We start from the raw sequence: 22901 nt of genomic DNA, 5'->3' as shown, positions 1-22901 counted from the left end.
GCTCATTGTCATTCATGCCGCACGTTTGGTCGCAGGCACGGGGCTGCGCGGCCATCCTGGCAGGATGGCCTGATGGCAAGTTTCGGCCAGTGGATCTCCGGCGCGCGGCCGCGGACCCTCCCCAACGCAGTGGCACCCGTTGTCGCGGGCACCGGCGCCGCCGCCTGGCTGGACGCGGCGGTGTGGTGGAGGGCGCTGCTGGCCATGGCTGTCGCGATCGCACTGACTATCGGGGTCAATTACGCCAACGACTACTCCGACGGGATCCGGGGCACCGACGACGACCGGACTGGCCCGGCGCGGTTGGTGGGCTCACGCCTGGCCCCCGCCCGAACGGTGCTGGCCGCGGCAATGGTGGCACTGGCGGTCGGTGCCGCGGCCGGCTGCGCGCTCGCCCTGCTCAGCGCGCCGTGGCTGATCGCGGTCGGAGCCGTGTGCATTGCCGGCGCCTGGCTGTACACCGGCGGGTCGAAACCCTACGGCTATTCGGGCTTTGGCGAGGTCGCGGTTTTCGTGTTCTTCGGCCTCGTCGCTGTCCTCGGTACCCAGTACACCCAGGCGCTGCGCGTCGACTGGGTAGGGCTGGTGCTGGCGGTTGCCACCGGTGCGTTGTCGTCATCAGTACTGGTGGCCAACAACCTGCGGGATATCCCGACAGACGCGCTATCGGGCAAGATCACGCTGGCGGTGCGGCTTGGCGACGCACGCACCCGGGTGCTGTACCAGGCACTGCTGGCCACCGCCACAATCGCGACCGGGGTGCTGATGATCGCGGCGCCATGGTGCGCGGCCGGATTACTGGCGGCGCCGCTGGCGCTGCGGGCCCTCGGCCCGGTTCGATCCGGTCGCGGCGGGCGTGAGTTGATTCCGGTACTGCGCGACACCGGGTTGGCGATGCTCGTGTGGGCGATCGCGGTGGCGGGGGCATTGGCTCTGACCACCTAACGGAAACACGGCCACCTAACGGAAACAAGGCCACCTACCCGACAAGAGCAACCGTCGGTATGCCCTGGGCAGGATGGCGCCGGGATTGCACACTGAAGGTAGCGACCTGCGGCCACCGGCCACGCCGACCGCGTCTACAGTCGATCAGGTCCGACAAGCCTGAATAACCAACCGAGGAAGGCTATGACGGAGATCGCCACAACCAGCGGCGCCAAGAGCGTCGGATTGCTCAGTATCGGGGCGTACCGCCCCAAGCGGGTGGTCACCAACGACGAGATTTGCCTAAACATCGACTCGTCCGATGAGTGGATCTACTCGAGAACCGGTATCAAGACCCGCAGGTTCGCTGCCGACGACGAGTCCGCAACGTCGATGGCGGTCGAGGCCAGTCAGCGAGCGCTGGCGAGCGCCTCACTCGATGGTTCCGGCGTCGACGGTGTGATCGTCGCCACCAGCACCCATTTCCTGCAGACCCCCGCGTCGGCCCCGATGGTCGCAGCGGCACTGGGCGCAACGGCCGTACCCGCATTCGATCTGGCAGCGGGGTGCGCGGGATTCGGGTACGCGCTTGGCGTCGCTGCCGACATGATCCGGGGCGGCAGCGCCGGCACGATGCTGGTGATCGGCACCGAGAAACTATCCCCCACTGTGGACATGCAGGACCGCAGCAACTGCTTCATTTTCGCCGACGGCGCCGCTGCCGTCGTGATAGGCACCACGCCGACGCAAGGAATCGGGCCGGCCGTCTGGGGCAGCGACGGTAGCCAGGCCGACGCCATTCGCCAGGACATCGACTGGATCTCCTATACCGACAACCCGACGGGCCCGCGCCCATTTCTGCGGCTTGAAGGTACCGCCGTCTTCCGCTGGGCCGCGTTCGAGATGGGCAAAGTCGGGCGCGCGGCCCTGGACGCGGCAGGGGTCAGGCCTGACGAGATCGACGTCTTCATCCCCCACCAGGCCAATAGCCGAATCAACGAAGTGCTGGCCAAGAACCTCGAACTACGACCGGATGCCGTTGTCGCCAACGATATCGAGCACACGGGCAACACGTCAGCGGCTTCCATCCCGTTGGCGATGGCCCAACTGCTGGAAACCGGCACAGCAACACCCGGCGACCTGGCTCTGCTGATCGGTTACGGTGCCGGCCTGAGCTACGCCGCCCAAGTCGTCAGGATGCCGCCCGGCTCGTGACGGTGGCGCCGAAAGGCGCAGCCAGCGGTTTCACTCCCCGTCAACGACCTCGTCGGACCCCTCGTCCGGTGCCGGCTCACCACGCAGTCGCGCCCGGAGCCGGTCACGCTCGGTACGCCGGCGCTCGCCGGCGACCGCGAGCGCGTCCGTAGCGCGCCGACGCAGGGGGCTAAAGAGCCAGATACCCAGTGGCATCGCAATGATCAGGGCGAAAAGCACCGCAACGACCAGCGGGAATTCCGTCACTCCGACGAGTCGCCCAATCCCATAGATCGCGGCGCTGAGCACCGCCACCAGCAGCAGCCTGGCCACCGCGTAGACCACTACATCGACAACAACACGGCTCCGGGCGGTCTTGCCCCTGGGCGCTTCGGACACAGTCAGAGCCTACGGCGCGGGTATATTCGATCTCAGGAGGTGTTGAGTGCTCTACCTGCTCCTGATCCTGGTCCTGGGGACGCTGATCTACATTGGCTGGCGCGCTGCACGGTCCCAGCTCGCCCGCCCGAAGACACGCGTTATCGGACCCGACGACGATCCGGAGTTCTTGTGGCGCTTGGGGCACGGCGACAACAACCCGCGTTAGCCGCACCGTTGCTAGTCACTGGGGAGGCCCTCGGCCACCACGGCCGCCAGTTCGGTGAGCGCTAGTCGGGTCTCTCGCTTGAGCCGCTCCAAAGTGATCTCGGCGCCTTCCTCAAGGTGCGGGTCGAATGGCACCAGGTGGACCGCGCGGCAACGCCGGGAGAAGTGCTCGATCAGTTTTTGCAGGTCGACCTTGCCGGAGCTGGGCCGCACCGCGTTGACGACGGCGACGGAGTTACGCACCAAGTCTTCGTGGCCGTGCTCCTCCAGCCAGTCCAGCGTCGCCGAGGCGCTGCGCGCGCCATCGATAGAAGCCGAACTGACCACGACAAGCACATCGGACTTGGCCAATACCGCCGACATCGCCGAATGCAGCAGCCCGGTGCCGCAGTCGCTGAGCAGCAGGCCGTAGTACCGCTCCAGCATTTCCAGAGCCCGCGTATAGTCGTCGGCGCTGAAAGCCTCCGAAACAGCCGGGTCGGGGTCCGAAGCCAGCACTTCCAGTCCGCTCGAGTCCTGCGACGTGTAGCCGCGGACATCGCTGTAGCGCTCGATGTCATCGGCATCGCGCAGCAGGTGCCGCACGGTCGCCAGCGTCTCCACCGGGACCTTCTCGCCCAGGTTGCCACGCTCCGGGTTGGCGTCCACGGCTATTACCCGGTCACCGCGCAGCGACGCGAACGTGGCTCCCAGCGTCGCGGTGATGGTGGTCTTGCCAACACCACCCTTCAGCGATAGCAGCGCGATGCGGTAGCAACCCCGCAACGGCCGGTTCACGCGTGCCACCAGATCGTTGTAGTGAGTGGCGCGGGGACCCTCGCCCAAGTTGACCAGCTGTCCGGACAGCATGTAGAGCAACCGCCGCCACCCCTCCGAGGGGGGTGGTTTGGGCTGGCGGAGCAGCATGCTGGTGGACAGTTCGGGGTAGCGCGAATGTGACGCTGGCTCCGGGCGGTGTGGCGGCTGCGGGGGCGGGTCGGTCGGGCCGCCGTAATACGCGCCGAATGCGGTCGGGTCGACTCGCGGAAGGCCGGCTACCGGCCCGGTAGCCTGTTCCGAATCCCAGGGCGGCGATTCGGCGGATGCCGTCTGCGGGACCGCGCCCGTCGCGTCGTCCCCGGGAGCAGGGGCCTGCTGCTCGGTGCGAAATGCCGCAAAAGATCCGCTCGGTGTTGAGTCACCGGTTTCTGCGGGCGGATCAGCGCAGTATTGCTGACGCGGCAACTGCACAGTCGGATGATCCGCCGCACCTTCGCCATCCGGGGAGCGCCGGGGCGCCCCCGTCGTTGGATGCTCAGACACGCGCACGCCCCTTTTGCGGCCTCATGCTGCAACTACTCCGGTCGATCGCTGGCGAACTGTCAGCCAACCCCCGCGTAGGAATGCAGGCCGACAGTCACCAGGTTAACGAAGAACAAGTTGAAGACCATGGCGACGAATCCAGCAACATTGATCCAGGCCGCCTTCCGATCCCGCCATCCCGCCGTTGACCGGGCATGCAGATAAGCCGCGTACACCACCCATGCGACGAAGGACACCGTCTCTTTGGGATCCCAGCCCCAATACCTGCCCCAGGCCTCTTCGGCCCAGATCGCACCGAATATCACGCCGAAACCGAACACCGGGAACGCGAAGATCGTGGTCCGGTAGGCGAGCCGGTCCAGGGTCTGGGCATCCGGCAGCCGGTCGACGACCCGTGCTAGCGCGCCCGCAGCGCCCTGGCCCTGCTCGCGATCCGCCAACCGTGAGGTGCGTAGCAGGAACAGAATGCTGGCAACACCAGCGATCAGGAACACGCCCGAACCGAGGCTCACCACCGATACGTGAATCGGCAGCCAGTACGACTGCAGCGCCGGCATGACGGGTGCAGCGTTGGCGTAGAGCCAGCGTCCGGACACCGTGAGCAGGACCAGCACCGGGACCAGAACAAACACCCACAACGGCCGATACTGCGGGCGGCGCAGCACCACGGCACCGGCGACCAGCCCGGACAAGCACGTTAGGTTGATGAACTCATACATGTTGCCCCAGGGCGCCCGCAGCGTGGCCAGGCCCCGCAGCACAATGCACGCCAGCAGTAGCCCGATGCCTAGGTAGGCCACGGCCAGCCCGGCGCGTCCGACGCGTTCGTCGAACGGTCGCGGCGAATCATCAGCCACGACGCCTGGTCTGGAGCTGTCGTTGCTCACCGATCCGGCTGGTGCCGCCACCGCTGCCAGCTTGCGGTCGCGGACGTATGCGAGCTCGAAAGCCAACAGCACCAGCGCGACCACCAGCGCCACGACGGCCGACGTGAACGCCAGGTCCGAGTACCGGGCTAGCCCGACGTTGATGTGCAGCGTGTTCATGTGACGTCCACCGCAGAACTCCTTCGTACGCTGATGGCGGCCGACTCGTCGGCTGAGGTCGCATCCGACTCGCCGAGCCCAGCCAGCAGGCGTTCAGCCAACCGCTCGAACTCGTCACCCCACCCAGAGTTGTCGGTGCGCGCCAGGCCGCCCAGCTCGACGTTCACCGTACCTGCCGATTCTGGCGCCGGCGCCAGCCGAACCCACACGCGGCGGCGGCGCACCACCAGCGACACCAACAGTCCGGCCATCATCGTCATGGCGAAGACCAGCACCCAGACCTGCCCGGGGTCGTGGGAGACCTGCAGATTGACAAAGGGCACGGCACCGTCGAAACGGATCGCGGTGCCTGCCGCCGGACCCTGCTCGAGCCGCACTTGCTCGCCGGCACGCAGGTTCACCCGCGTCTCCTTGATCAGCCGGCCCTGCTCGATCATGCGGGGATCCAGGGTGAACAGCGACTGGGGTCGCCCGCTGTCGAGGCCGGTGTCGCCACGGTAGATATCGACAGCCACCGCCGGGTCGTTGAGCGCTGGGAAGCCCGACGAGAGCAGGGTGCCATCGAGCTGCTCGGTGGGCGCCAGCAAGCCCTGGATCGCGATCTGGCGCTTTCGACGCTCGCCGGGGTCCGGGTAGCTGCCGGCGGGCGGGTCGACGCGCACCACACCCGAGGACAGCAGCGTCTGCGGGTTGTCGGGGCGCCATTGCACGGTCGACGTGCGGTTCTGTCCGTCCGGGAACGTCACCGTGAAAGTGGGTGCGTAACCATGACCTTGCAGGTACACCCGATCACCACCGAGCCGCAGCGGGTGGTTGACCTCCAGACGGTACGGACGCCACGTGTTGGCGGCCAGATCGCGTCCAACCTGATAGTCGATGTCCGCGGCGAACGAGGTGGCCTGGCCCGACGGCAAGTAGTGCGCCGTAAAGTCGTTGACCCGGATGCAGATCGGGCGCAGGGACGTGCCGTCCACGGTGTTGCCGGCGCGGAATGAGTCAAAGGCGGCCGGCGACGCCGAGCAGAAACCGGGGCCACCGTCGGCGATGACGATCACATTGCCCTCGTAGCCGAAGAGTTTGCCGGCCGCTACCGCGACGAGCAGACCCAGCAGCGAGAAGTGGAACACCAGGTTGCCGAATTCGCGCAGGTAGCCCTTCTCGGCGGACACTTCTATGGTTGGCGGCACCGACGCGGAGTCGTCCCGGACGATCGTGCGCCAACCTCGCAGTCGACCGGCGATCGTTGCCGCCAGCGCGGCGGGCTCGCCGGCGATGTGTGTGTGGCTGTGCTTGGGCAGCCGGGTCAGGTTGCGCGGAGCTGCGACCGGTTTGGTTCGCAAGCTGCGGGCGTGCTCCACCATCCGTGGTGTCAGACAACCGACAAGGGATACGAACAGCAGTACATAGATTGCGGTGAACCAAAAACTGGAGAACACGTCGAAAAACCCCAGCCTGTCCAGCCACGGGCCGATCCGCCGATGGGCGGCGAGGTAGTCGGCGACCTTGCCGGCGTTGAGGCTGCGCTGCGGGAGTAGCGCCCCGGGTATCGCGCCGAGCGCAAGCAGAAACAACAGCACGAGCGCGGTGCCCATCGACGTCAACGTGCGCCAGGTATTGCGCGCCCTCTGCGCGAGCAGACGCGCCACTTCTCGCGGGCTCAAATCGGCAACCTCACGTCGGTCACGAACGCGTCCCGCAGCCACGAAACGAACTCGTTCCACACCCCGGTGACCAGGGCCACGCCCACGGCGATCAGCAAGGCACCACCGAAGACCTGGATGGCCCTCGTGTGTCGGCGCAGCCAGCCCACGCCCGTCACCGCCGTCGCCGAACCGAACGCGAGCAGCACGAACGGTATCCCCAACCCAAGGCAGTAGGCGATTACCAGCACGATCCCCCGCGCCACGTTGGCCCCCTCGGTGGCCGAAGCGACGGTGATCACCCCCGTCAGCGTCGGCCCCAAGCACGGTGTCCAGCCGAGCGCGAAGACCGCACCAAGCAGCGGCGCCCCCGCCACCGTCGTCACCTGCCGCGGGGTGAACCGCGCTTGACGCTGCAGGGCCGGTATCAGGCCCACGAACGCCAGCCCCATGACGATGGTCAGCACCCCGCCGGCTCGCTGCAGCACCAGCTGGTTGGTAATCAGCGTGGTGGTCATCCCCAGCACGGCGACAGTGCCGAGCACGAACACCGTGGTGAAGCCCGCCACGAAAAGAACGGCCGATCCGGCAACCCGCCACCGCGCGGCCGGCGGAGCCTTGAGGGCACCCGACCCCGCCTGGCCATCGGATGGCGCATCGGATCGCGCGCGGCCAGCCTCGCCGACAACGTCGACCCCGACAACAGCAGCCAAATACGACAGGTACCCCGGCACCAGCGGGATCACGCAAGGCGACGCGAACGACACCAACCCCGCCAACGCGCACGCTGCCAATGCCACCAGCAACGGTCCCGTGGCGGCGATCTCGGTGAACCCTCTCATTGGGGTCCAGGCGGAGTGTGGCCCGCCTCAGGTTGCCCGGTCTCTGCCGCCACCCGGTCTATGACCGGCAGCAGGTCTTCGGCCAGCAATTCGCGCAAAAACACCGCCGCCACTCGGTGCTGGCGGTCCAGCACCAACGTGGACGGAATGACGGTGGTCGGGTACTTGCCGCCGAACGCGATGAGGGTGCGCATCGCCGGGTCGAAAATCGAAGGGAAAGTTACGTGGCGGTCAGTGACAAAGTCCTGGGCTGCCTGACGGGTGTCGCGGACATCGATCCCCAGGAAAGAAACCCCGAGGCCGCGGGTGGCTTCGTACACCTGCTGGAGTTGGCTAACCTCGGCACGGCATGGCCCGCACCATTGCCCCCACACGTTGACGACGACCACCTGGCCACCAAAATCGTCGAGCGAGAGCGTGCGGGATGGATCCATCAGGTCCGGGCCGGCCAGTGGCCCGGGGCGCCCGCGGTCCGCGGGCGGATCGTAGAAGATGTCGGTTTTGCCACCGGGTGAGACGAATTCAAACGTGCCACCCTGAGCGACGGCGTCGCGACCGGAACAGCCGGCGAGCAGTCCGGTCACGACCGTTGCACACACCGCCACGGTGATCAGCAGCCCCCTCATGGTCAACCGCCCGCCGGCTGCGAATACACCACGTCGACCAGTCGGTCACCGTCGTAGAGCAGCGAGGTCACCGACGCCAGGGCACAGTCCCGGCGGCGCGGGTCGTGCCACAGCCGCCTGCCGGTCAGATGCAGCCGCAGCGTCCACACCGGCAGCTGGTGGCTGACACACACGACCTCGCGACCGGCGGCGCGAGCGCGCGCCTTGTCCACCGCCGTCGTCATTCGGTCCGCGATCTGGGTATACGGCTCGCCCCACGAGGGCGTGAACGGATTACGCAGGCGCCACCACACCCGAGGGTCACGCCAGGCCCCGTCGCCGGGGCCGATGCGCCTTCCCTCGAAGGAGTTGGCCGACTCGATGAGGTCCGGATCGGTGTCCACCGAGAGATCGTGCCGCGCGGCAATGGGAGCGGCGGTTTCCTGAGCCCGCTGCAGTGGAGAGGCGATCACCGCGACGATGTCGCGCTCTGCCAGCGCCGCGGCCACCGCGACCGCTTGTCCCCGACCGACCTCGGACAGATGGAACCCGGGCATCCGCCCGTAGAGCACGCCGGTGGGGTTGTGCACCTCGCCGTGCCGCACCACGTGCACCCGGGTCTGCTCGCTCATCGGGATTCCCCCTCCTGGGCCGCGGCAGCTGCCGCGGCCGCAACGCCCACGGCCCCCGCGATGCGATCGAACGCCGTGTCATCGAGGGCGGCCGAGACGAACCACGCCTCGAAAGCGCTACACGGCGGATAGACGCCCGCATCCAGCAGCGCATGAAAGAACGGGGCATAACGCCACGTTTCGCTGGCCCGCGCGGACGCGAAATCGGTCACCGGGGTGTCGGTAAAGAACACGCTCAGCATGTTGCCGCCGCGCGAGATCTGATGCGCTACACCCGCACCCGTTAACGCCTCACCGAGCAGCCCGGCGAGGCGATCAGCGTTGGCGTCCAGCGCGGCGTAGACCTCATCGTCGGCGGCTCGCAGCGTCGCCAGCCCGGAGGCCATGGCCACCGGGTTGCCCGACAGGGTCCCGGCTTGATACACCGGGCCGAGCGGCGCCAAACGTTGCATCACCTCGGCCCGCCCACCAAAGGCCGCGGCGGGCAATCCGCCGCTCATGACCTTGCCGAACGTGAATAGGTCCGCGGGGACCGGATCGATTCCGTACCAACCACTTCGGCTGACCCGGAACCCCGTCATCACCTCGTCGACGATCAGCAACGCGCCGTGGTCGGCTGTGATGGCACGCAGCGCCGCGTTGTAACCCGACCCAGGCGGGACGACGCCCATGTTCCCCGGACTGGCCTCGGTGATCACGGCAGCGATCTGGTCTCCGAACCGGGCGAAGGTCCCCACCACCGCATCAATGTCGTTGTAGGGCAGCACGATCGTGTCAGCCGCGGCCGCTCCTGTGACCCCGGGAGAAGACGGCAGACCCAGCGTGGCCACGCCCGAACCCGCGTCCGCCAGCAACGCGTCCACATGCCCGTGATAGCAACCGGAGAACTTGACGACCTTGGCCCGGCCAGTGAAACCCCGGGCCAGCCGAATAGCGCTCATCGTGGCCTCGGTACCGGAGTTCACCAGCCGGATGCGTTCGACCGGCGCTACCCGCTCGATGATCTCGGTGGCCAGTTGAGTCTCTGTCGGCGTCGGCGCCCCGAAAGACAGGCTTCGGGACGCGGCCAGGGTGACAGCTTCGACAACAGCCGGGTGCGCGTGCCCGAGGATCATCGGCCCCCACGAGCAGACCAGATCGACGTATCTGTTGCCGTCAGCGTCGGTGAGCCAGCAGCCGTGAGCTTCGGTGATGAAACGAGGGGTTCCGCCGACCGCCGTAAATGCGCGCACTGGCGAATTCACCCCGCCAGGAATAACCGCGCAGGCATCCTCGAACAGCCGAGCCGAGGTGCCCACGCCCCTAGCCTGGGCGGCGGTCTGGCCAGTGCTCACCATGGAAACCAGTGTCCCAGCCCAAGCGCCCCGCCCAACTACAGGGTGTAAGAGTCTGCGCGGCCCGCCGTTGTTGCTTGCTGGCCAAGCCGCTCTGCGAGTTAGATGACGACATGCAACTTCCGCAGTGGCTGGCCCGATTCAACCGCTACGTCACCAACCCGATTCAGCGGCTGTGGGCCGGCTGGCTCCCGACCATGGCGATTCTCGAGCACCTGGGACGCAAGTCCGGCAAGCGGTACCGCACCCCGTTGACCGTGTTCAGCGCGGAGGTCGACGGAGCGCCCGGCGTCGCGATTCTGCTTACCTATGGACCGGACCGCGACTGGCTCAAGAACCTTGTCGCCGCCGATGGCGGCCGGATGCGACGCTACGGCAAGACATTTGATGTCACCGACCCCCGGCGACTGACGAAAGCCGAGGCCGCGCCGTACGTCGTCGGCCGATGGCGGCCGATCTTCGCCAGACTCCCGTTCGACGAGGCGGTGCTGCTCACCAAGGCCGCCTGAGGGAGTCAGGGCAGCGGACCCGAGGTGAAAAAGCCCGAGATGGTGTCGCCCCGGTTGACCCAGCCCGAAATCATCACGCCGTAGTTGTTGGCACCTGAGTTGCCAATGCTTCCCAGCGAGAAATTCTGGAAGCCGGAATTGTTGGCTCCGACGTTGAAAAAGCCCGAGGCGCTGCCAGCCCCACTGTTGAAGAAACCCGACGAGGGGTCTGCGGTCGAGTTGAAGAAGCCCGGCGTCGCCGGGACGTGGATGATTGTGACGCGCCCGATGCCCGGGACATCAAACCCGATGTCGATGCCGAATAGACCCTGGTAAAAGCCCCGCCAGAAGAGGCCATTGCTGAAGCTACCGGTGATGAATGCACCAGTGTTGACATTGCCGAAGTTGGCGAGACCGGTGTTGTAGTCGCCGTAATTCAGGTAGCCGGTGTTGTAGCTGCCGGGGTTGAAGCTGCCTGTGTTGGTGTTACCCGAATTGCCCATCCCCGTGTTGTAGTTGCCGGAGTTGCCAATACCGGTGTTGGCTATGCCGGAGTTGAAGTAGCCCGTGTTGACGCTGCCTAAGTTGCCGAGACCCGTGTTGTAGCTACCTAAGTTCGCGATGCCCCAATTGCCAATATTCGGGTTCGCGATGCCGGTGTTGATCGCGCCCGAGTTCGCGATGCCGACGTTTCCCGTACCCGAGTTGAAAAAGCCGATGTTTTGACTGCCCGAGTTGAACAGGCCGATATTGCCAGCGCCGGTGTTCAGGACACCGATACCCACTTGGTTGTCGCCGGTCACCCCGATACCGATGTTTCCGTTGCCCGTGTTAGCCAGGCCGAAATTCCCGTCGCCGGTGTTCGCGAAGCCAACGTTGTTGCTGCCGGTGTTGGCGAATCCGATGTTGCCAAACGGCACCAGGGAAGCCGCGCTGGGCAACCCTAAGCTGGCACCCCCGAAGTTCGCCAAGCCGAGGTTCCGCAGGCTCGACACAATGGGGCTAATGCCGGCCGCGCTGGCGGCGGCGACCGACGACACGCCGGCATCAGGGCGGACCATCGCGGCACCGGCCACCTTTGGGCCGGCGCCGCCCGCGCCGAACACCGGCAGGTGCTGCAGCGGTCGGGCCAACGGTGCCAATGCCGAGGCGACCGCTGAGGCCCCCGCGTGATAACCAAACATCGCGGACACATCCTGTGCCCACATCTGCTCATAGGCGGCTTCGGTGGCCGCGATCGCCGGGGCATTCTGGCCCAACAGGTTTGACAACACCAGCGACATCCGCTGGGCGCGGTTGGCCGCGACCATCGCCGGATGCACGGTCGCCGCTCGCGCCGCGTCAAATGCGGCCGCCGCTACCCTGGCTTGTGAGGCCGCCTGCTCAGCCTGGGATACCGCAGCGTTCAGCCAACCGAGATAAGGGGCCGCGGCCCGCACCATCGCCAGCGATGCCGGGCCCTGCCACGACCCACCGGCGAGCCCCGAGGTCACCGAGGCGAACGAGGTTGCCGCTGAACCCAGCTCCGCAGCCAACCCATCCCAGGCCACCGCGGCCGCCAGGATTGAACCCGAACCCGCCCCGAGAAACATCCGCGCCGAATTAACCTCCGGCGGGAACGCCGAAAAATTAATCACCACAATCCCTTTCGAGGTCCTTTCGAGGCCCTTTCGTGGCGGGGTGTATCACGCTCGCCGTTGGTCGCCTGTCGTCTGCCGAACGCTAGCCAGCCGCCGCCACGCTTCGGCCATCGCCTGGTCCTCGCCGAAGACTGGCAGAGCCCAAAAACTGGCAGAGCCCAAAACTGGCAGCGTCGAAGAAATGGCAACGCTCAAATGCTATCGCGCGTGTGTTGGTGCCACGCCATCCTTGGGACTGGGTCCGGGCGTGCGTGTGTTGCGGCGTGCGGGCGTCGGCGGCTGCGTGTCCACTTCGATCGCTCCCAGGAAGCCGCGGATCGCTGCTGTGACCGCTGCTGGTTTCTCGAGGTGGGCGAAGTGCCCGGCATCGACGAACTCGAGTCGCCCGTCAGGCACTTCGCAGGTGATCGTCTCGTATTCGTGTGGCTGTTGACCGGGGTCGTAGCGGCCTTGGAGGAACAGCACCGGCATCGTCATCGCGGCGAATAGCCCATCCATGCGGTCCTCGAGTTCGCCATCGAAGCCGGCGGACACGAAGCTGGCCGACATACCCTCGGCTGCACCCGGGTGTCGGACCTCGGTCCGCATCCGCTCGATGTCTTCGTCGGCGATCGGGGTATGGACGAGCGATTCACCTCCGTCGATTCGTTCGATCAGCCCGTAGGCCATGTCGACGAGCGGGCCCGACTCGAGGAGGGGCACGGCTTCTGGGCTGCGGAGGAACTCGTGGGGCGGGCGTGGCTCGCTGTGGGGGCGGTTGCCCGACTGCTGCACGCGAACATAGCCCTGTAGGCGGCCGGCAATGCCCTCGATCGCACAGAAGTGGTCGGCGATGACAACGCCACGGTCGTGCGCAATGAGGACGAAGCGGTCGAGACCAAGCGCGTCGAACAGGTCGACCCATTCACGTGCGCAGTGGGCGTAGTCGTAGTTCGAGTCATGACGGGTCGGGTGGGCTGACTGTCCGTAGCCTTTGAGGTCGAACGCCACGCAGTGGAATTCTGCGGCAAGCGCCGTCATCTGGTGGTGCCACGCGTACCAGCTCTCGGGAAAGCCGTGGGCGAAGACGACGACTGGGTTGGACGGGTCCCCAGCCGTCACAACGTGGAACGTGATGTCGCCGCCCTTGACAAAGCGGTGGGTCACGTCCGCTCCGGTCCAGAGCCGCTCCACCTCCCCGTCGTGGTTCGTCGATCCCTCTGGCGCTTCGATGGTCACTGCTCGACCCTCCTTTCTTCGAAGCGCGAGTTGTTGCGCCAGCCTGATCAGCAGCGCGTCGAGGTTGTACTCGTCGTCCACCACGCCGAAAACGTAGCGATCCGGTCGCAGCACGACAGCGGCGTGAGTGTCGAAGACCGGATCGCAGGCGCCCTCGACCGCAGTGAGTCCCTCCAGGCCGACGGCTCGCCCATCCAGCATTTCCAGCACGGCCCGCGCGTGGGCGCCGAGCGCCACATCGGCCTGTGTGCGCCCGACCACCGCAAATCCGGGTCCGAGAAGTTCGTCAAGGCGCACCGGCTCGCCGCCGGCGACCCGCACTGTCGGCTGGAGCAGCTGAACGCCGACGGGCAGGCCACGCTCGGCCTGATCCGTCATCAGCACGCCGTCGCGCAAAGGCGGCGCCGCGCGACCTTGGCCGTAGCCCGCGCTCAGATCGATCGCGGGATGCGGATCGGGCAAGCCGGCTTCCCGAGCTGCCAGCGTCTCGATCAGCTTTCCGATGGCCACGGCCCACTCCACCAATTCGCGGGCGTGCGCGTCGCGCTCACCGGCGTAAGTCTCGAGCAATCCCGCCTCGCACAGGCCGCGGTGGACCAAGGGAAGTTTCCAGCCGAGGTTTACCGCGTCCCGGAATCCGGCGTTCAGGCCCTGCCCCAGGAAGGGCGGGGTCTGGTGGGCCGCGTCCCCGGCCAGGAAGATACGGCCGTCCCGCCAGCGGTCCGCGGTGGCCGCATGGAACTGGTAGACCGCGGCGCGGCGAATCTCGTAGTGCTCGGGCGGAAGCCATCGATCCAGCAGCTCGCGGATCTTCTCGGGCGCCAGCATCTCCTCGCGTGTCTCACCCTCGGCGAGCTGGAACTCCCAGCGGCGGTACGGGTCCTTCCCGCAGAGGTAAGTCGCGATGCGCTGCGGGTCGCAGACTTGCATGGTGACCAGCGGCAGTTCGGCCTGCGGGCCGGCGATGACGTCCACCACCAGCCAGTCCTGGTCGTAACCGAGGCTCTCCCAGCCGATCCCGCACGTCCGGCGCACGAAGCTGCAGGCGCCGTCGCAGCCCACCAGCCATGAGGCATGCAGCTCGACTTCAGCGCCATCCGGCCGCACCACGCTTCGCACACGCACGCCGTCGCCGTCCTGCTGAATCGCCGTGACCTCGTGGCCCAGCAGCACCTCAATGCGCTCCTGGCGGCCCACCAGCTCGCGTAGCAGCGCCTCGAGCTCCGGTTGGTCGAAGAAGGCGACGTCACGCCAGCCGCTGTCGCCGACAGGGGGTATCTCCAGCCCGAAAAGCCGCTCGCGCTTGGAGTTGGTGAAGCAGGCTTCGTCCTTCTCCCGCGGCGGCTGCAGGATGGCTGCGACCGTCTCGCCGAACCCAAGCCGCTGGAAGGCGCGCACGGACTCGCCGTCCAGGGCGACTGCACGCGGCAGCACGACCGGCCGCGTGTCGCGCTCGAGGATGACCACCCGCAAACCCGCCTCGGCCAACTGCAGTGCAGTGAGTGCGCCCACCGGACCGTAGCCCACGATCGCGACGTCGAATTCGACGTTCATGCGTACCTCACCACATTGCGCTGTGCGCCGAGATCGATCTTGCCGTCGTCTGTTGCGATGCTGGCCTCGACGACGTCGCCGTCGTGCAGGTACTTGCTGTTTCTGGCCTGACCGGCGAAGAACATCTTCCACTTGACGTCGTCAGGCAACAGCGATACGACCTTGTGAACCGCCTTCGGCGGCGCCGACAGCGCCGTGCCCACCGGCGTGCCCGTCATCACCAGGTCGCCGGGCGACAGCTGCTGGAACCGAGCCAACGCGGTGAGCGCCTCGGCTGGCCGGTAGATCATGTCGTTGTCCACCGTGCTGTTCTGCCGCAGTTCGCCATTGACCCGCGTCCGCAGGCGCAGGTCGCCGAAGCGACCCAACTCGTCGGCATCCAGCAGCACCAGTGCCGGGCCTGCCGGCGTGAACGTCGGGTACGACTTGGATTCGTAGAACTGGGTTTTCGTCAGTTGCACATCGCGAGCCGACACGTCGTTCGTCACCGTCAGCCCGCAGACGTAGTCGGCCAGGTTGTCAGCGGTGACCGTTGTACCCACTGCAATGCCGCGTCCGATCACCAGACCGATCTCCACCTCGTAGTCGAGCAGGCGAACGTGTGTGGGTTTGACGATGTCGGCCACCGGGCCAGTGATCGACGCCGAGGATTTGCGGAAGAACGTGAGCGGCACCGTCTTCGGGTTTCCGCCTGTGTCCTCGATGTGCGACGCGAAGTTCGTCATCTGAGCGACCACCCGGCATGGCGCGGTCACCGGCGAGATCAGGTCCAGACCGTCGACCGTTGCGGTCTCTAGACCGGCGGCGGCTCGTTCCAGCACCGCCCGGTCGGCCAACAACTGCGCCGTCGTCGTCGCCGACGTGTCGACTTTGGCCGCGGTGTCGGCGGTGCCCGCCCACCAGGTGCCAGAGGTGCGATAGATCGAGATGCTCATGACCGTGCCACTTTCAGGAGTCCGCGCAGGCGGGTGATGCCGAATTCGTTGTCGTCGCGGACCGCGGTCAGCATCGACCGAAGTTCGCGAACTGCTTCTCTGCCCGGAGCCATCCCCAGGAAGTCCTTTGTCGCGGGTGGACCCCATTGCGCGAGGCCTGACGCCGTCAACGGCGCCCATCCGGGCTCCAGCGTGTTGTCGAACATGTCGCCGTCGCTGTAGTGCTCGACCATGAACCCGTCGGGATCACGCCAGTAGTCGAAGATCTGGCTGCCCTGAACGTGTCGGCCGATCCCCCACGACCGGTCGTACCCGGACTCGCGCAGGTATTCTCCGCCCGCGGCGATCGCGTCCAGGTCGCAAACCTGGTAGGCCGAGTGCACATAGCGATTGGCGGGCCCCAGCACCATGGCCAGCGTGTGATGGTCGGCCGGCGTCGCTCCGCGGTCACAGCGGATGAAGCTCATCGTGGGCCCGCGCTCACGCTGACCCGGGTAATACAGAAAGTCGCTGACAATCAGGCCGAAGTGGTCGAGGTACCAGTTGAGCGACTCCATGTACTTGGTGGACTGGAGCACGACGTGGCCCAACCTCTGCACGCGGGCCGGCTCGCACGGCGGCCGCTGCGTGGTGTTCGCGCGACGCACCTCGTGACCAAAGTTGAAGGTGTGCGGCCGTTGCGCGGGCAGTTCGGCCAAGATGTGCGTATCGGCCGCGACGCGGACCGGAGTTCCGCTGGGGTCGGTCAGATCCACCGCCACGCCGCCGATGGCCTCCGGCAGCTTACGGGTCTTGGTTCCGGTCGCGCTGGCTAGCCGTTCGACATCGACTTTGTCTGCTGCGGCGAAGGCGGGGCCCACGAACCGTGAGTGCGGTCCGCGACGGATGATCACACAGGGCGAGCCGGTGTCCGTTCCGCGGAGGTGCAACTCGTCCGCGGTGTGCAGCACGGTGCTGAACCCGAACGCTCGCGCAAAGGCTTCGGCGCGGACCAGGTCCGGCTTCTCGAATTCCAGCCACGCGAGATCACGAACCTTGATCAGCGGGTTCGCAGAGCGGCCGGGGTGCTCTGCACGCCTGGCACCCTGCTCGCTGTGCAGGTCCCTATGGACGTCGACCTGGGTGTTCACTGGCGTCTCCTCGATTGACTGACGATATCGTCACTTACCCGCCGGGCCGGTGTCAAGACTTTCTGACGAAATCCTCAGTATTGATGCTTTCTGCTAGCATCAGCGCATGCCCGCTGCCGAACCAGCCGCAGACAACCGCTTGGAGCGACGCAAGATGCGGACCCGCGCCGCGCTGATCCGGGCCGCGCAGACCTTCGTCGCGGCCGGCAAACTCAACGTGCCCGTACTCGAGATCACCCAGGCGGCCGACATCGGGATGGGGTCGTTCTACAACCACTTCCGCAGCAAGGACGAGCTGTTCCAGGCGGCCGTCAACGAGGTCCTCGACGATCTCGGCACGATCCTCGACAAGCTCACCGCGGAAGGCGAGGACCCTGCAGAGACATTCGCTCGAAGTTTCCGGTTGGTCGGGCGGGTGTTCAGGCGGCGGCCCGAGATATTCCGGGTACTGCTTAACACCGGGTTGACGTTGATCTCTGCTGACCGCGGCCTAGCACCACGGGCCCTGCGCGACATCAGCGTCGCAGCAGACGCCGGCAGGTTCACCGTCGACGATCCGGCGCTCGCAATGTCCATAGCGGGCGGCGCGCTGATGGGACTTGGTCAGCTGCTGCACGACCAGCCTGAACGCAACGACGCCGAGACGGCCGACCACGCCACTCGCGATCTGTTGATCATGTTCGGCCTACCTTCCGACGAGGCGGCAGAAATCTGCCGTCGGCCGTTGCCAGATCTCGACGAACTCAGCGAGCCCGACTCCGCTGAGTGATCGCCAATGGTTGCCTCATGTCTAGGTCGTAACAGTGCTGCCGCCCGCTCGCTTACTTCTTGCCACGGCTACCCAGATGCAGGCAGATCAGTCGGGACAGGCCATCAATCCAGTAGCGAACATCGAAACTCTTGATTGTTTCGCCGAGCCGGAGGATCTCATCGCGGTTCGCGAACCATTTCCCGAAGAAGAACTCTTCGCAGTTGCCCCGGACAATCCCCTCGATAATCTTTGGCGACAGCCTGTCGCGTCGGGATGCTTGAGCCACTCGATATCGACAAACCCCTTATCCACTGCGTAGGCGAAGACCCCGCTCGTGTAGTCGTGCTCGTCGATCTCACGGCGCCACGTCGTGGTCAGATTGCCAATCCGGCCCATGTATTGAGCGAGAATAGCGGCGGCCCGCACTGCCCCAAGATCGGTCATCTCGAACCGAGAAGAACACATCAGCTGCAGGTCGGTATACATCACCATGCCCATGTTGTACGGCATGACGAGATCGTGCTCGACCATGCTCATCATATCGGGGTGATCGTTAAAAAGATGAGAGAGCCGGTACATGTTGGCCCAGACCCTGCAATCGTAGGCGAAGATGTCGGCAAACTCCGCGCAGCGCGGATAGCTTCGTGCCCGCTGCATCAAGGTCGAGTAGAAGAACCACAACGTTTCTAAAGTCGTTGCCTCCAAAGGGCTCACGGCTTTGCGCGTTAGGGCTGGATCGATCGCCGTCGCACCGCCGCGACCCTCGACGATGTCAAGGAGGGCGTCCAGGAATCCTTGACGGCCATGGTGATCCGCGACGTCATCGATCACGGCATTGATGATGACCATCAGGATCACCGAGTCGATCACATGGTCGTACAGCTCGGCGTCGATGCTGGGCAGCGAGGCCATCTCGGCGGCCGCTCGGCACCAGATCCAGAGATAGGGATCGCGGCGGTTCACCTGGCTGAACCGCTCAACCCAGCCGTTGACATTCTCCGACAAGGTGATTTCTGCCATCACTACTCGCTGCAACTCTCGAACGAGCGGCTCATCACCACGAAGGTCGGCCAGGTAGCTGCCAGCAGCCCCCTCAGGAATCGCTCGCGGGGAGAAGGCTTGGCTTTGACCCCGCAGCCCGAGGCTAGCTGAAGGGTTATGCCCACGCTGCTGCGCCGTTCCCACAGCACTGCCCACACCAATGTCTAAGGCGTCGGTGTCACGAAGGATCGCCATTGGGGTTGACCGCCTTCCCCTGGGCACCGTCGCCATCAGCGCTGCCATCGGCGAACCAGTTGCGACAGCGCCACAAGCTCTTCGGATCCCACCGCATCGGGCAGTGCACTCACGGCGGCTTGGAGTCGTTCATCGGCAAACCGTTGCGCAGCCCGCCGGCCTCCGGCGACCTCCACAAGCTCGGCAGCCCGATCGATGTCGCTCTGGGTTAACTCGGCGCCGCCTGCATACAGCGCCGCCAATTCGATAGCTGCCTCAGATCCCGAATTGAGCGCGGCGACAACCGGCAGCGTTGCCTTACGCCGGGCAAGATCGCGGCCGACCGGTTTTCCCGTCACACGGGGGTCACCCCAGATGCCAATCAGGTCGTCCACGAATTGAAACGCAAGACCTAACTCACGGCCAAACCGCTCCAACGCCGCGATGATCGCATCATCCGCGTGGGCACTCAAAGCTCCTAGGGCGCAACAACAACCGATCAGGGATGCGGTCTCGCCTGCTGCCATGCGTGTGTAGTCATCGACCGTCACCCGCATGCGCCCACCAAGAGAGCAATCCTCACTTTGACCGACGCACAGCTCCACGCAAGCCCGCTCCAACCGCATGATCGCCTGCATCGCAACGGACTGGTCGCGCATGTCGGTCAGTATCTGAATCGCCGCAGCATGCAGCGCGTCGCCCAAGACGATCGCGTCGTCAACGCCCCACACGCTCCACACCGTCGGTCTTCCCCTGCGGGTCCGATCGCCATCCATCACGTCGTCATGCAGCAACGTGAAGTTGTGCATCAACTCGACGGCCGCCGCAACCCGGGCAGCATCACCGGAATCATCACCGGCGCAGGCCGTTGCGGCCGCCAAGACAAGGGCGCCGCGAAGCGCTTTGCCCGCCGAACCGCCCACCGCCGATGATCGATCGACTCCCCACCAACCGAGGTGATATCCGGCCCTCGTGGCCAACGGCTCGCGTATGGACCCGACGGCTCTGCGCAGCACCGGATCACAAAGTCTGCGAGCCCATCGCAACGACGCCAGCCCAAGATCAGCAAGGGTGTCGCGATCAGTCGTATCCAGATTCATCACTCCCCCCAAGCCCGACCATGAGGGCTGCGGCTCGCTATTTCCGGCGACCGTGCCTAACGACGTAAGCCGCAGTTATAGCCCCGACCGCGCGGGGGTCCATACGCCTAGATGAAGTCATCATAGAGTCAACCTTGGGCCAGGAGAAGGCGGTCCAAGAACTCCGGTTCAAGCAGTGCGACAACTAAATCGGCTGGCACGTCCCGAATGCTTCTATACCTCATCAACGTTGTCAAGCGATTCGATGGATCAAGATAAATACAAATTTTCGATATCGCGCACTGCCTCGCCCTGCGTTGAGGAGCAGCGCGAACCCACCCGTGAATCCCACAATGTCTCACGGTGTGAACAACGAGAACCAATGAAAATTCTCGGGATTGAGCGGGTTGCGCACTCGCGCGGGATGACTCGCGTGACCTAAGCAAACCTTTCGAGCCACGTCGTGAACGCATATAGCGCGGCGTAAGTGCCAACCGCGATCGCCAAGACGGTAACCAACCGCCACCGCAGCCGCCGGATCCCGTCGATGCTGCACTGATTGCGCCGGCGCAACGCGACCCATACCAACAGCGCGAGAACCGCCAGCCCGCCCAGCCGGAACCACCACGCGTAATTGTCATAGAGATCGGTAGACCAAGCGAGTGCTGTTGTCGCGCTGATGATTCCGAGAAGAGCAAGGATCGTTGGGCCGACACAGCACAGGATGCCAACGAACCCCCCAGCGATTCCGATACGCCACATCGGCAGCCGGCGTTCAGCCGACCTGCGACCGGGCGCAATCGGGTTCGGGTTCATCGCGCAACCTTGGCACCCAGCCATGACACCGCGCGTGACGGCCACCCATGTCGTTCGCCTTCGGGCTGTCCTTCGACGACAACCCCGTTGCCGAAAGCGACATGGTTCTTGATGCGACGGGCCAGCGGGCTCGGCCGCGGGTAGAACCAGGCAGCATCCGGATTAGCAAGAGCCCCGCAGCCGTCCACTGCGATCCCGTAGTAGTGCGCAACGCCCTTCCACAGGCATATCGACGTGGTCTTGCTGTCGTTCAGGTGCTCGCGATGTACCGATTCAGGTGGGAAGTAATGATTGCCCTCAACCCTCACGGTTCGCGGCGTCTCGGCCAGCACGGTCCCGTTCCACACGGCACGGATCACCCTCGCCCACCTCCTCGAAACTCACTTCCGATATTGCACTATGTCGGGCGGCCGCAACATGCGAATTGTCAGCCCGGTGACACGACCGACGGGATGGCGGCCAGTCTTACCGCGCGTGCCATCGGAGAGCGCGGTACCCCTAGCCAGACGGGCTAAATGCATCGACGGGCGCAGACGGTGGTCACGTCGGTTGCGCCGGCCCAATTCGGCTGTCTCCATGGCTGTTACGCCTTGCATATTTGGCGCCGAAATAGAACGCAATCACCACCGCCCAGGACAGCAAACTGAGCCAGAGCTGGCTGCGTGCGGTGTCGTCGAACGCCATCCGCACGAGCACGGCGACGATGCCGGTGACCGCAAGGATCGACAGTCCGGGGAATAACCACATCCGCACCCGCAGGGCCTCCGGAGGTGTCCGCCGGCGCAAGACGATCTGCGACAGTGCGATCAACAGATAGACAAACAGAATTATGGCGCCCGAAGAGTTGAGCAAGAAAATGAACACCATTTCCGGGGAGAGCCAGGCCACGATCACACACAGGAAACCCACTCCAGAGGAGACCATGATCGCGAGGTGCGGGACCCCACGAGCGCTGAGCTTGACCAAGTAGGCCGGCGCTTCGCGTCGAGCGGCGAGTACGAACAGCATTCGCGACGAGGTGTACAAGCCCGAGTTCAGGCAGGAGAGTACCGCGGTGAGTACCACCGCATTCATGACTTGATCCGCGCCCGAAATGCCCATGTGATGGAAGGCGTCGACGTACGGCGAGGTTCCCGGCTCAATCGAATTCCACGGCAAGATCACGGCAAGCAGAAACACTGAACCGACAAAAAAGGTCGCTATGCGGATGACGACTGTGCTCATCGCCCGCTGCACAGCCCGCTGCGGGTCGGGCGTTTCCGCCGCGGCGATCGTGACGACTTCCGTGCCAGTCATGGAAAAGATCGAGACCACGATGGCGGCGAAGACGGCCCCCACCCCCTGAGGAAAGAACCCGCCATGAGAGGTGAGGTTGCTGAAATCCGCCCCATGGCCCGGTACCAGGCCCACAGCGAACGCCATCCCAAGGACCAGGAAGACCACGATGGTAGCGACCTTGATCCCGGCGAACCAGAACTCGAACTCGCCGAAGGACGACACCGAGACCAGGTTCGTCGCAGTCATCATCACCATGAGGACCAGTGACAGCACCCACAGCGGCGCATGGATCCAGTACGTGAGCACCTTCGCGCCCGCAACCGCCTCGAATCCCACGACAATGACCCAGAAGTACCAATACAGCCAGCCGACCGAGAACCCCGCCCAGCCACCGAGAGCGCTTGTCGCGTAGTCGGCGAATGCCCCGGTCGACGGGTTCGCGGCGGCCATCTCCGCCAACATCCGCATCACGAGAACGATCAAGCCCCCGCATAGCGCATAGGTCAGAAACGCAGCGGGACCGGTCGCCCGGATGACCACCCCAGACCCCACGAACAGCCCAGCGCCGATGACACCGCCGATGGCGATCATATTGAGCTGTCGCTGCGACAGCCCAGGGCGGAGTCCCGGGGTGGTATCTATCGCGTCTGCCTTCCGGTTCGTCGAGGGCAG

General features: G+C 65.4%; 22 protein-coding genes. 5 read left to right on the top strand and 17 right to left on the bottom strand.

Features of this window, described 5'->3' with window-relative positions; translation table 11 throughout:
* The first annotated feature begins 72 nt into the window (after positions 1 to 72).
* On the top strand, positions 73 to 945 hold the full coding sequence (locus tag F6B93_RS03570; RefSeq protein WP_211697771.1) for a 1,4-dihydroxy-2-naphthoate polyprenyltransferase: 873 nt from the start codon (positions 73 to 75) through the stop codon (positions 943 to 945).
* A gap of 183 nt (positions 946 to 1128) precedes the next feature.
* Complete coding sequence (gene fabH, locus F6B93_RS03565) at positions 1129 to 2139, top strand: beta-ketoacyl-ACP synthase III (protein WP_211697770.1); 1011 nt, start codon at positions 1129 to 1131, stop codon at positions 2137 to 2139.
* 30 nt (positions 2140 to 2169) lie between these two features.
* Here fabH and F6B93_RS03560 read toward each other — a convergent pair whose 3' ends face one another.
* Positions 2170 to 2517 carry a DUF4229 domain-containing protein gene (locus F6B93_RS03560; RefSeq protein ID WP_211697769.1) on the bottom strand — a complete coding sequence of 116 codons (348 nt, stop codon included), beginning with the start codon at positions 2515 to 2517 and terminating at the stop codon, positions 2170 to 2172.
* A 46-nt stretch (positions 2518 to 2563) separates the two neighbouring features.
* Between F6B93_RS03560 and F6B93_RS03555 the strand changes: the two genes are divergently transcribed.
* A complete protein-coding gene (locus F6B93_RS03555; protein ID WP_211697768.1) occupies positions 2564 to 2725 on the top strand; it encodes a hypothetical protein in 162 nt (53 codons plus the stop codon).
* 11 nt (positions 2726 to 2736) lie between these two features.
* Here the strand turns inward: F6B93_RS03555 and F6B93_RS03550 are convergent, their stop codons facing one another.
* The 7 genes from F6B93_RS03550 to hemL form a co-directional block, all read right to left on the bottom strand.
* Entirely contained in the window at positions 2737 to 4026 is a 1290-nt protein-coding gene (locus F6B93_RS03550; protein ID WP_425518491.1) for a MinD/ParA family ATP-binding protein, read from the bottom strand.
* A 59-nt stretch (positions 4027 to 4085) separates the two neighbouring features.
* Positions 4086 to 5072 (bottom strand): c-type cytochrome biogenesis protein CcsB, encoded by a 987-nt coding sequence (gene ccsB / locus F6B93_RS03545; protein ID WP_211697766.1) that lies wholly within the window; start codon positions 5070 to 5072, stop codon positions 4086 to 4088.
* Complete coding sequence (locus F6B93_RS03540) at positions 5069 to 6664, bottom strand: cytochrome c biogenesis protein ResB (RefSeq protein ID WP_211699250.1); 1596 nt, start codon at positions 6662 to 6664, stop codon at positions 5069 to 5071. The genes ccsB and F6B93_RS03540 overlap by 4 nt, the downstream gene beginning before the upstream one ends.
* A gap of 65 nt (positions 6665 to 6729) precedes the next feature.
* Positions 6730 to 7554, bottom strand: a complete 825-nt coding sequence (locus F6B93_RS03535; RefSeq protein ID WP_211697765.1) for a cytochrome c biogenesis CcdA family protein — start codon at positions 7552 to 7554, stop codon at positions 6730 to 6732.
* Positions 7551 to 8180: a TlpA family protein disulfide reductase gene (locus F6B93_RS03530; protein WP_211697764.1), complete on the bottom strand. Its 630-nt coding sequence runs from the start codon at positions 8178 to 8180 to the stop codon at positions 7551 to 7553. The genes F6B93_RS03535 and F6B93_RS03530 overlap by 4 nt, the downstream gene beginning before the upstream one ends.
* 2 nt (positions 8181 to 8182) lie before the next feature.
* Complete coding sequence (locus tag F6B93_RS03525) at positions 8183 to 8791, bottom strand: histidine phosphatase family protein (protein ID WP_211697763.1); 609 nt, start codon at positions 8789 to 8791, stop codon at positions 8183 to 8185.
* The gene (hemL, locus tag F6B93_RS03520; RefSeq protein WP_211697762.1) at positions 8788 to 10128 is read right to left on the bottom strand and encodes a glutamate-1-semialdehyde 2,1-aminomutase; all 1341 of its coding nucleotides are present in this window, start codon (positions 10126 to 10128) and stop codon (positions 8788 to 8790) included. Before hemL ends, F6B93_RS03525 begins: the two co-directional genes overlap by 4 nt.
* Positions 10129 to 10238: 110 nt before the next feature.
* On the opposite strand from hemL, the gene F6B93_RS03515 reads away from it, so the two are divergent.
* A complete protein-coding gene (locus F6B93_RS03515; RefSeq protein ID WP_211697761.1) occupies positions 10239 to 10634 on the top strand; it encodes a nitroreductase family deazaflavin-dependent oxidoreductase in 396 nt (131 codons plus the stop codon).
* A gap of 5 nt (positions 10635 to 10639) precedes the next feature.
* Here F6B93_RS03515 and F6B93_RS03510 read toward each other — a convergent pair whose 3' ends face one another.
* From F6B93_RS03510 to F6B93_RS03495, 4 genes are all read right to left on the bottom strand, one after another.
* Complete coding sequence (locus F6B93_RS03510) at positions 10640 to 12247, bottom strand: PPE family protein (protein ID WP_211699249.1); 1608 nt, start codon at positions 12245 to 12247, stop codon at positions 10640 to 10642.
* A 204-nt stretch (positions 12248 to 12451) separates the two neighbouring features.
* Positions 12452 to 15025, bottom strand: coding sequence for a bifunctional 3-(3-hydroxy-phenyl)propionate/3-hydroxycinnamic acid hydroxylase (locus F6B93_RS03505; protein ID WP_211697760.1), 2574 nt, complete (start codon positions 15023 to 15025; stop codon positions 12452 to 12454).
* Positions 15022 to 15960, bottom strand: a complete 939-nt coding sequence (locus F6B93_RS03500) for a fumarylacetoacetate hydrolase family protein (protein WP_211697759.1) — start codon at positions 15958 to 15960, stop codon at positions 15022 to 15024. The genes F6B93_RS03505 and F6B93_RS03500 overlap by 4 nt, the downstream gene beginning before the upstream one ends.
* Positions 15957 to 17090, bottom strand: a complete 1134-nt coding sequence (locus F6B93_RS03495; RefSeq protein ID WP_211697758.1) for a VOC family protein — start codon at positions 17088 to 17090, stop codon at positions 15957 to 15959. The genes F6B93_RS03500 and F6B93_RS03495 overlap by 4 nt, the downstream gene beginning before the upstream one ends.
* Before the next feature lie 106 nt (positions 17091 to 17196).
* Here F6B93_RS03495 and F6B93_RS03490 point away from each other — a divergent pair, with 106 nt between their 5' ends.
* On the top strand, positions 17197 to 17859 hold the full coding sequence (locus F6B93_RS03490) for a TetR/AcrR family transcriptional regulator (protein WP_211697757.1): 663 nt from the start codon (positions 17197 to 17199) through the stop codon (positions 17857 to 17859).
* 87 nt (positions 17860 to 17946) lie between these two features.
* On the opposite strand, the gene F6B93_RS03485 is transcribed toward F6B93_RS03490, so the two are convergent.
* The 5 genes from F6B93_RS03485 to F6B93_RS03465 form a co-directional block, all read right to left on the bottom strand.
* A complete protein-coding gene (locus F6B93_RS03485) occupies positions 17947 to 19125 on the bottom strand; it encodes a hypothetical protein (protein WP_211697756.1) in 1179 nt (392 codons plus the stop codon).
* The gene (idsB, locus tag F6B93_RS03480; protein ID WP_246540987.1) at positions 19113 to 20168 is read right to left on the bottom strand and encodes a geranylgeranyl diphosphate synthase IdsB; all 1056 of its coding nucleotides are present in this window, start codon (positions 20166 to 20168) and stop codon (positions 19113 to 19115) included. Before idsB ends, F6B93_RS03485 begins: the two co-directional genes overlap by 13 nt.
* A 405-nt stretch (positions 20169 to 20573) precedes the next feature.
* Positions 20574 to 20951 (bottom strand): hypothetical protein, encoded by a 378-nt coding sequence (locus F6B93_RS03475; protein ID WP_211697754.1) that lies wholly within the window; start codon positions 20949 to 20951, stop codon positions 20574 to 20576.
* Complete coding sequence (locus tag F6B93_RS03470; protein WP_211697753.1) at positions 20948 to 21310, bottom strand: DUF427 domain-containing protein; 363 nt, start codon at positions 21308 to 21310, stop codon at positions 20948 to 20950. Before F6B93_RS03470 ends, F6B93_RS03475 begins: the two co-directional genes overlap by 4 nt.
* 181 nt (positions 21311 to 21491) lie before the next feature.
* Positions 21492 to 22901 (bottom strand): amino acid permease, encoded by a 1410-nt coding sequence (locus F6B93_RS03465; protein ID WP_211699248.1) that lies wholly within the window; start codon positions 22899 to 22901, stop codon positions 21492 to 21494.

It is taken from the genome of Mycobacterium spongiae, from assembly GCF_018278905.1.
GTDB lineage: Bacteria > Actinomycetota > Actinomycetes > Mycobacteriales > Mycobacteriaceae > Mycobacterium > Mycobacterium spongiae.
The sequence above is the reverse complement of the archived record's forward strand: the minus strand, read 5'-3'. Positions and strand labels throughout refer to the sequence as shown.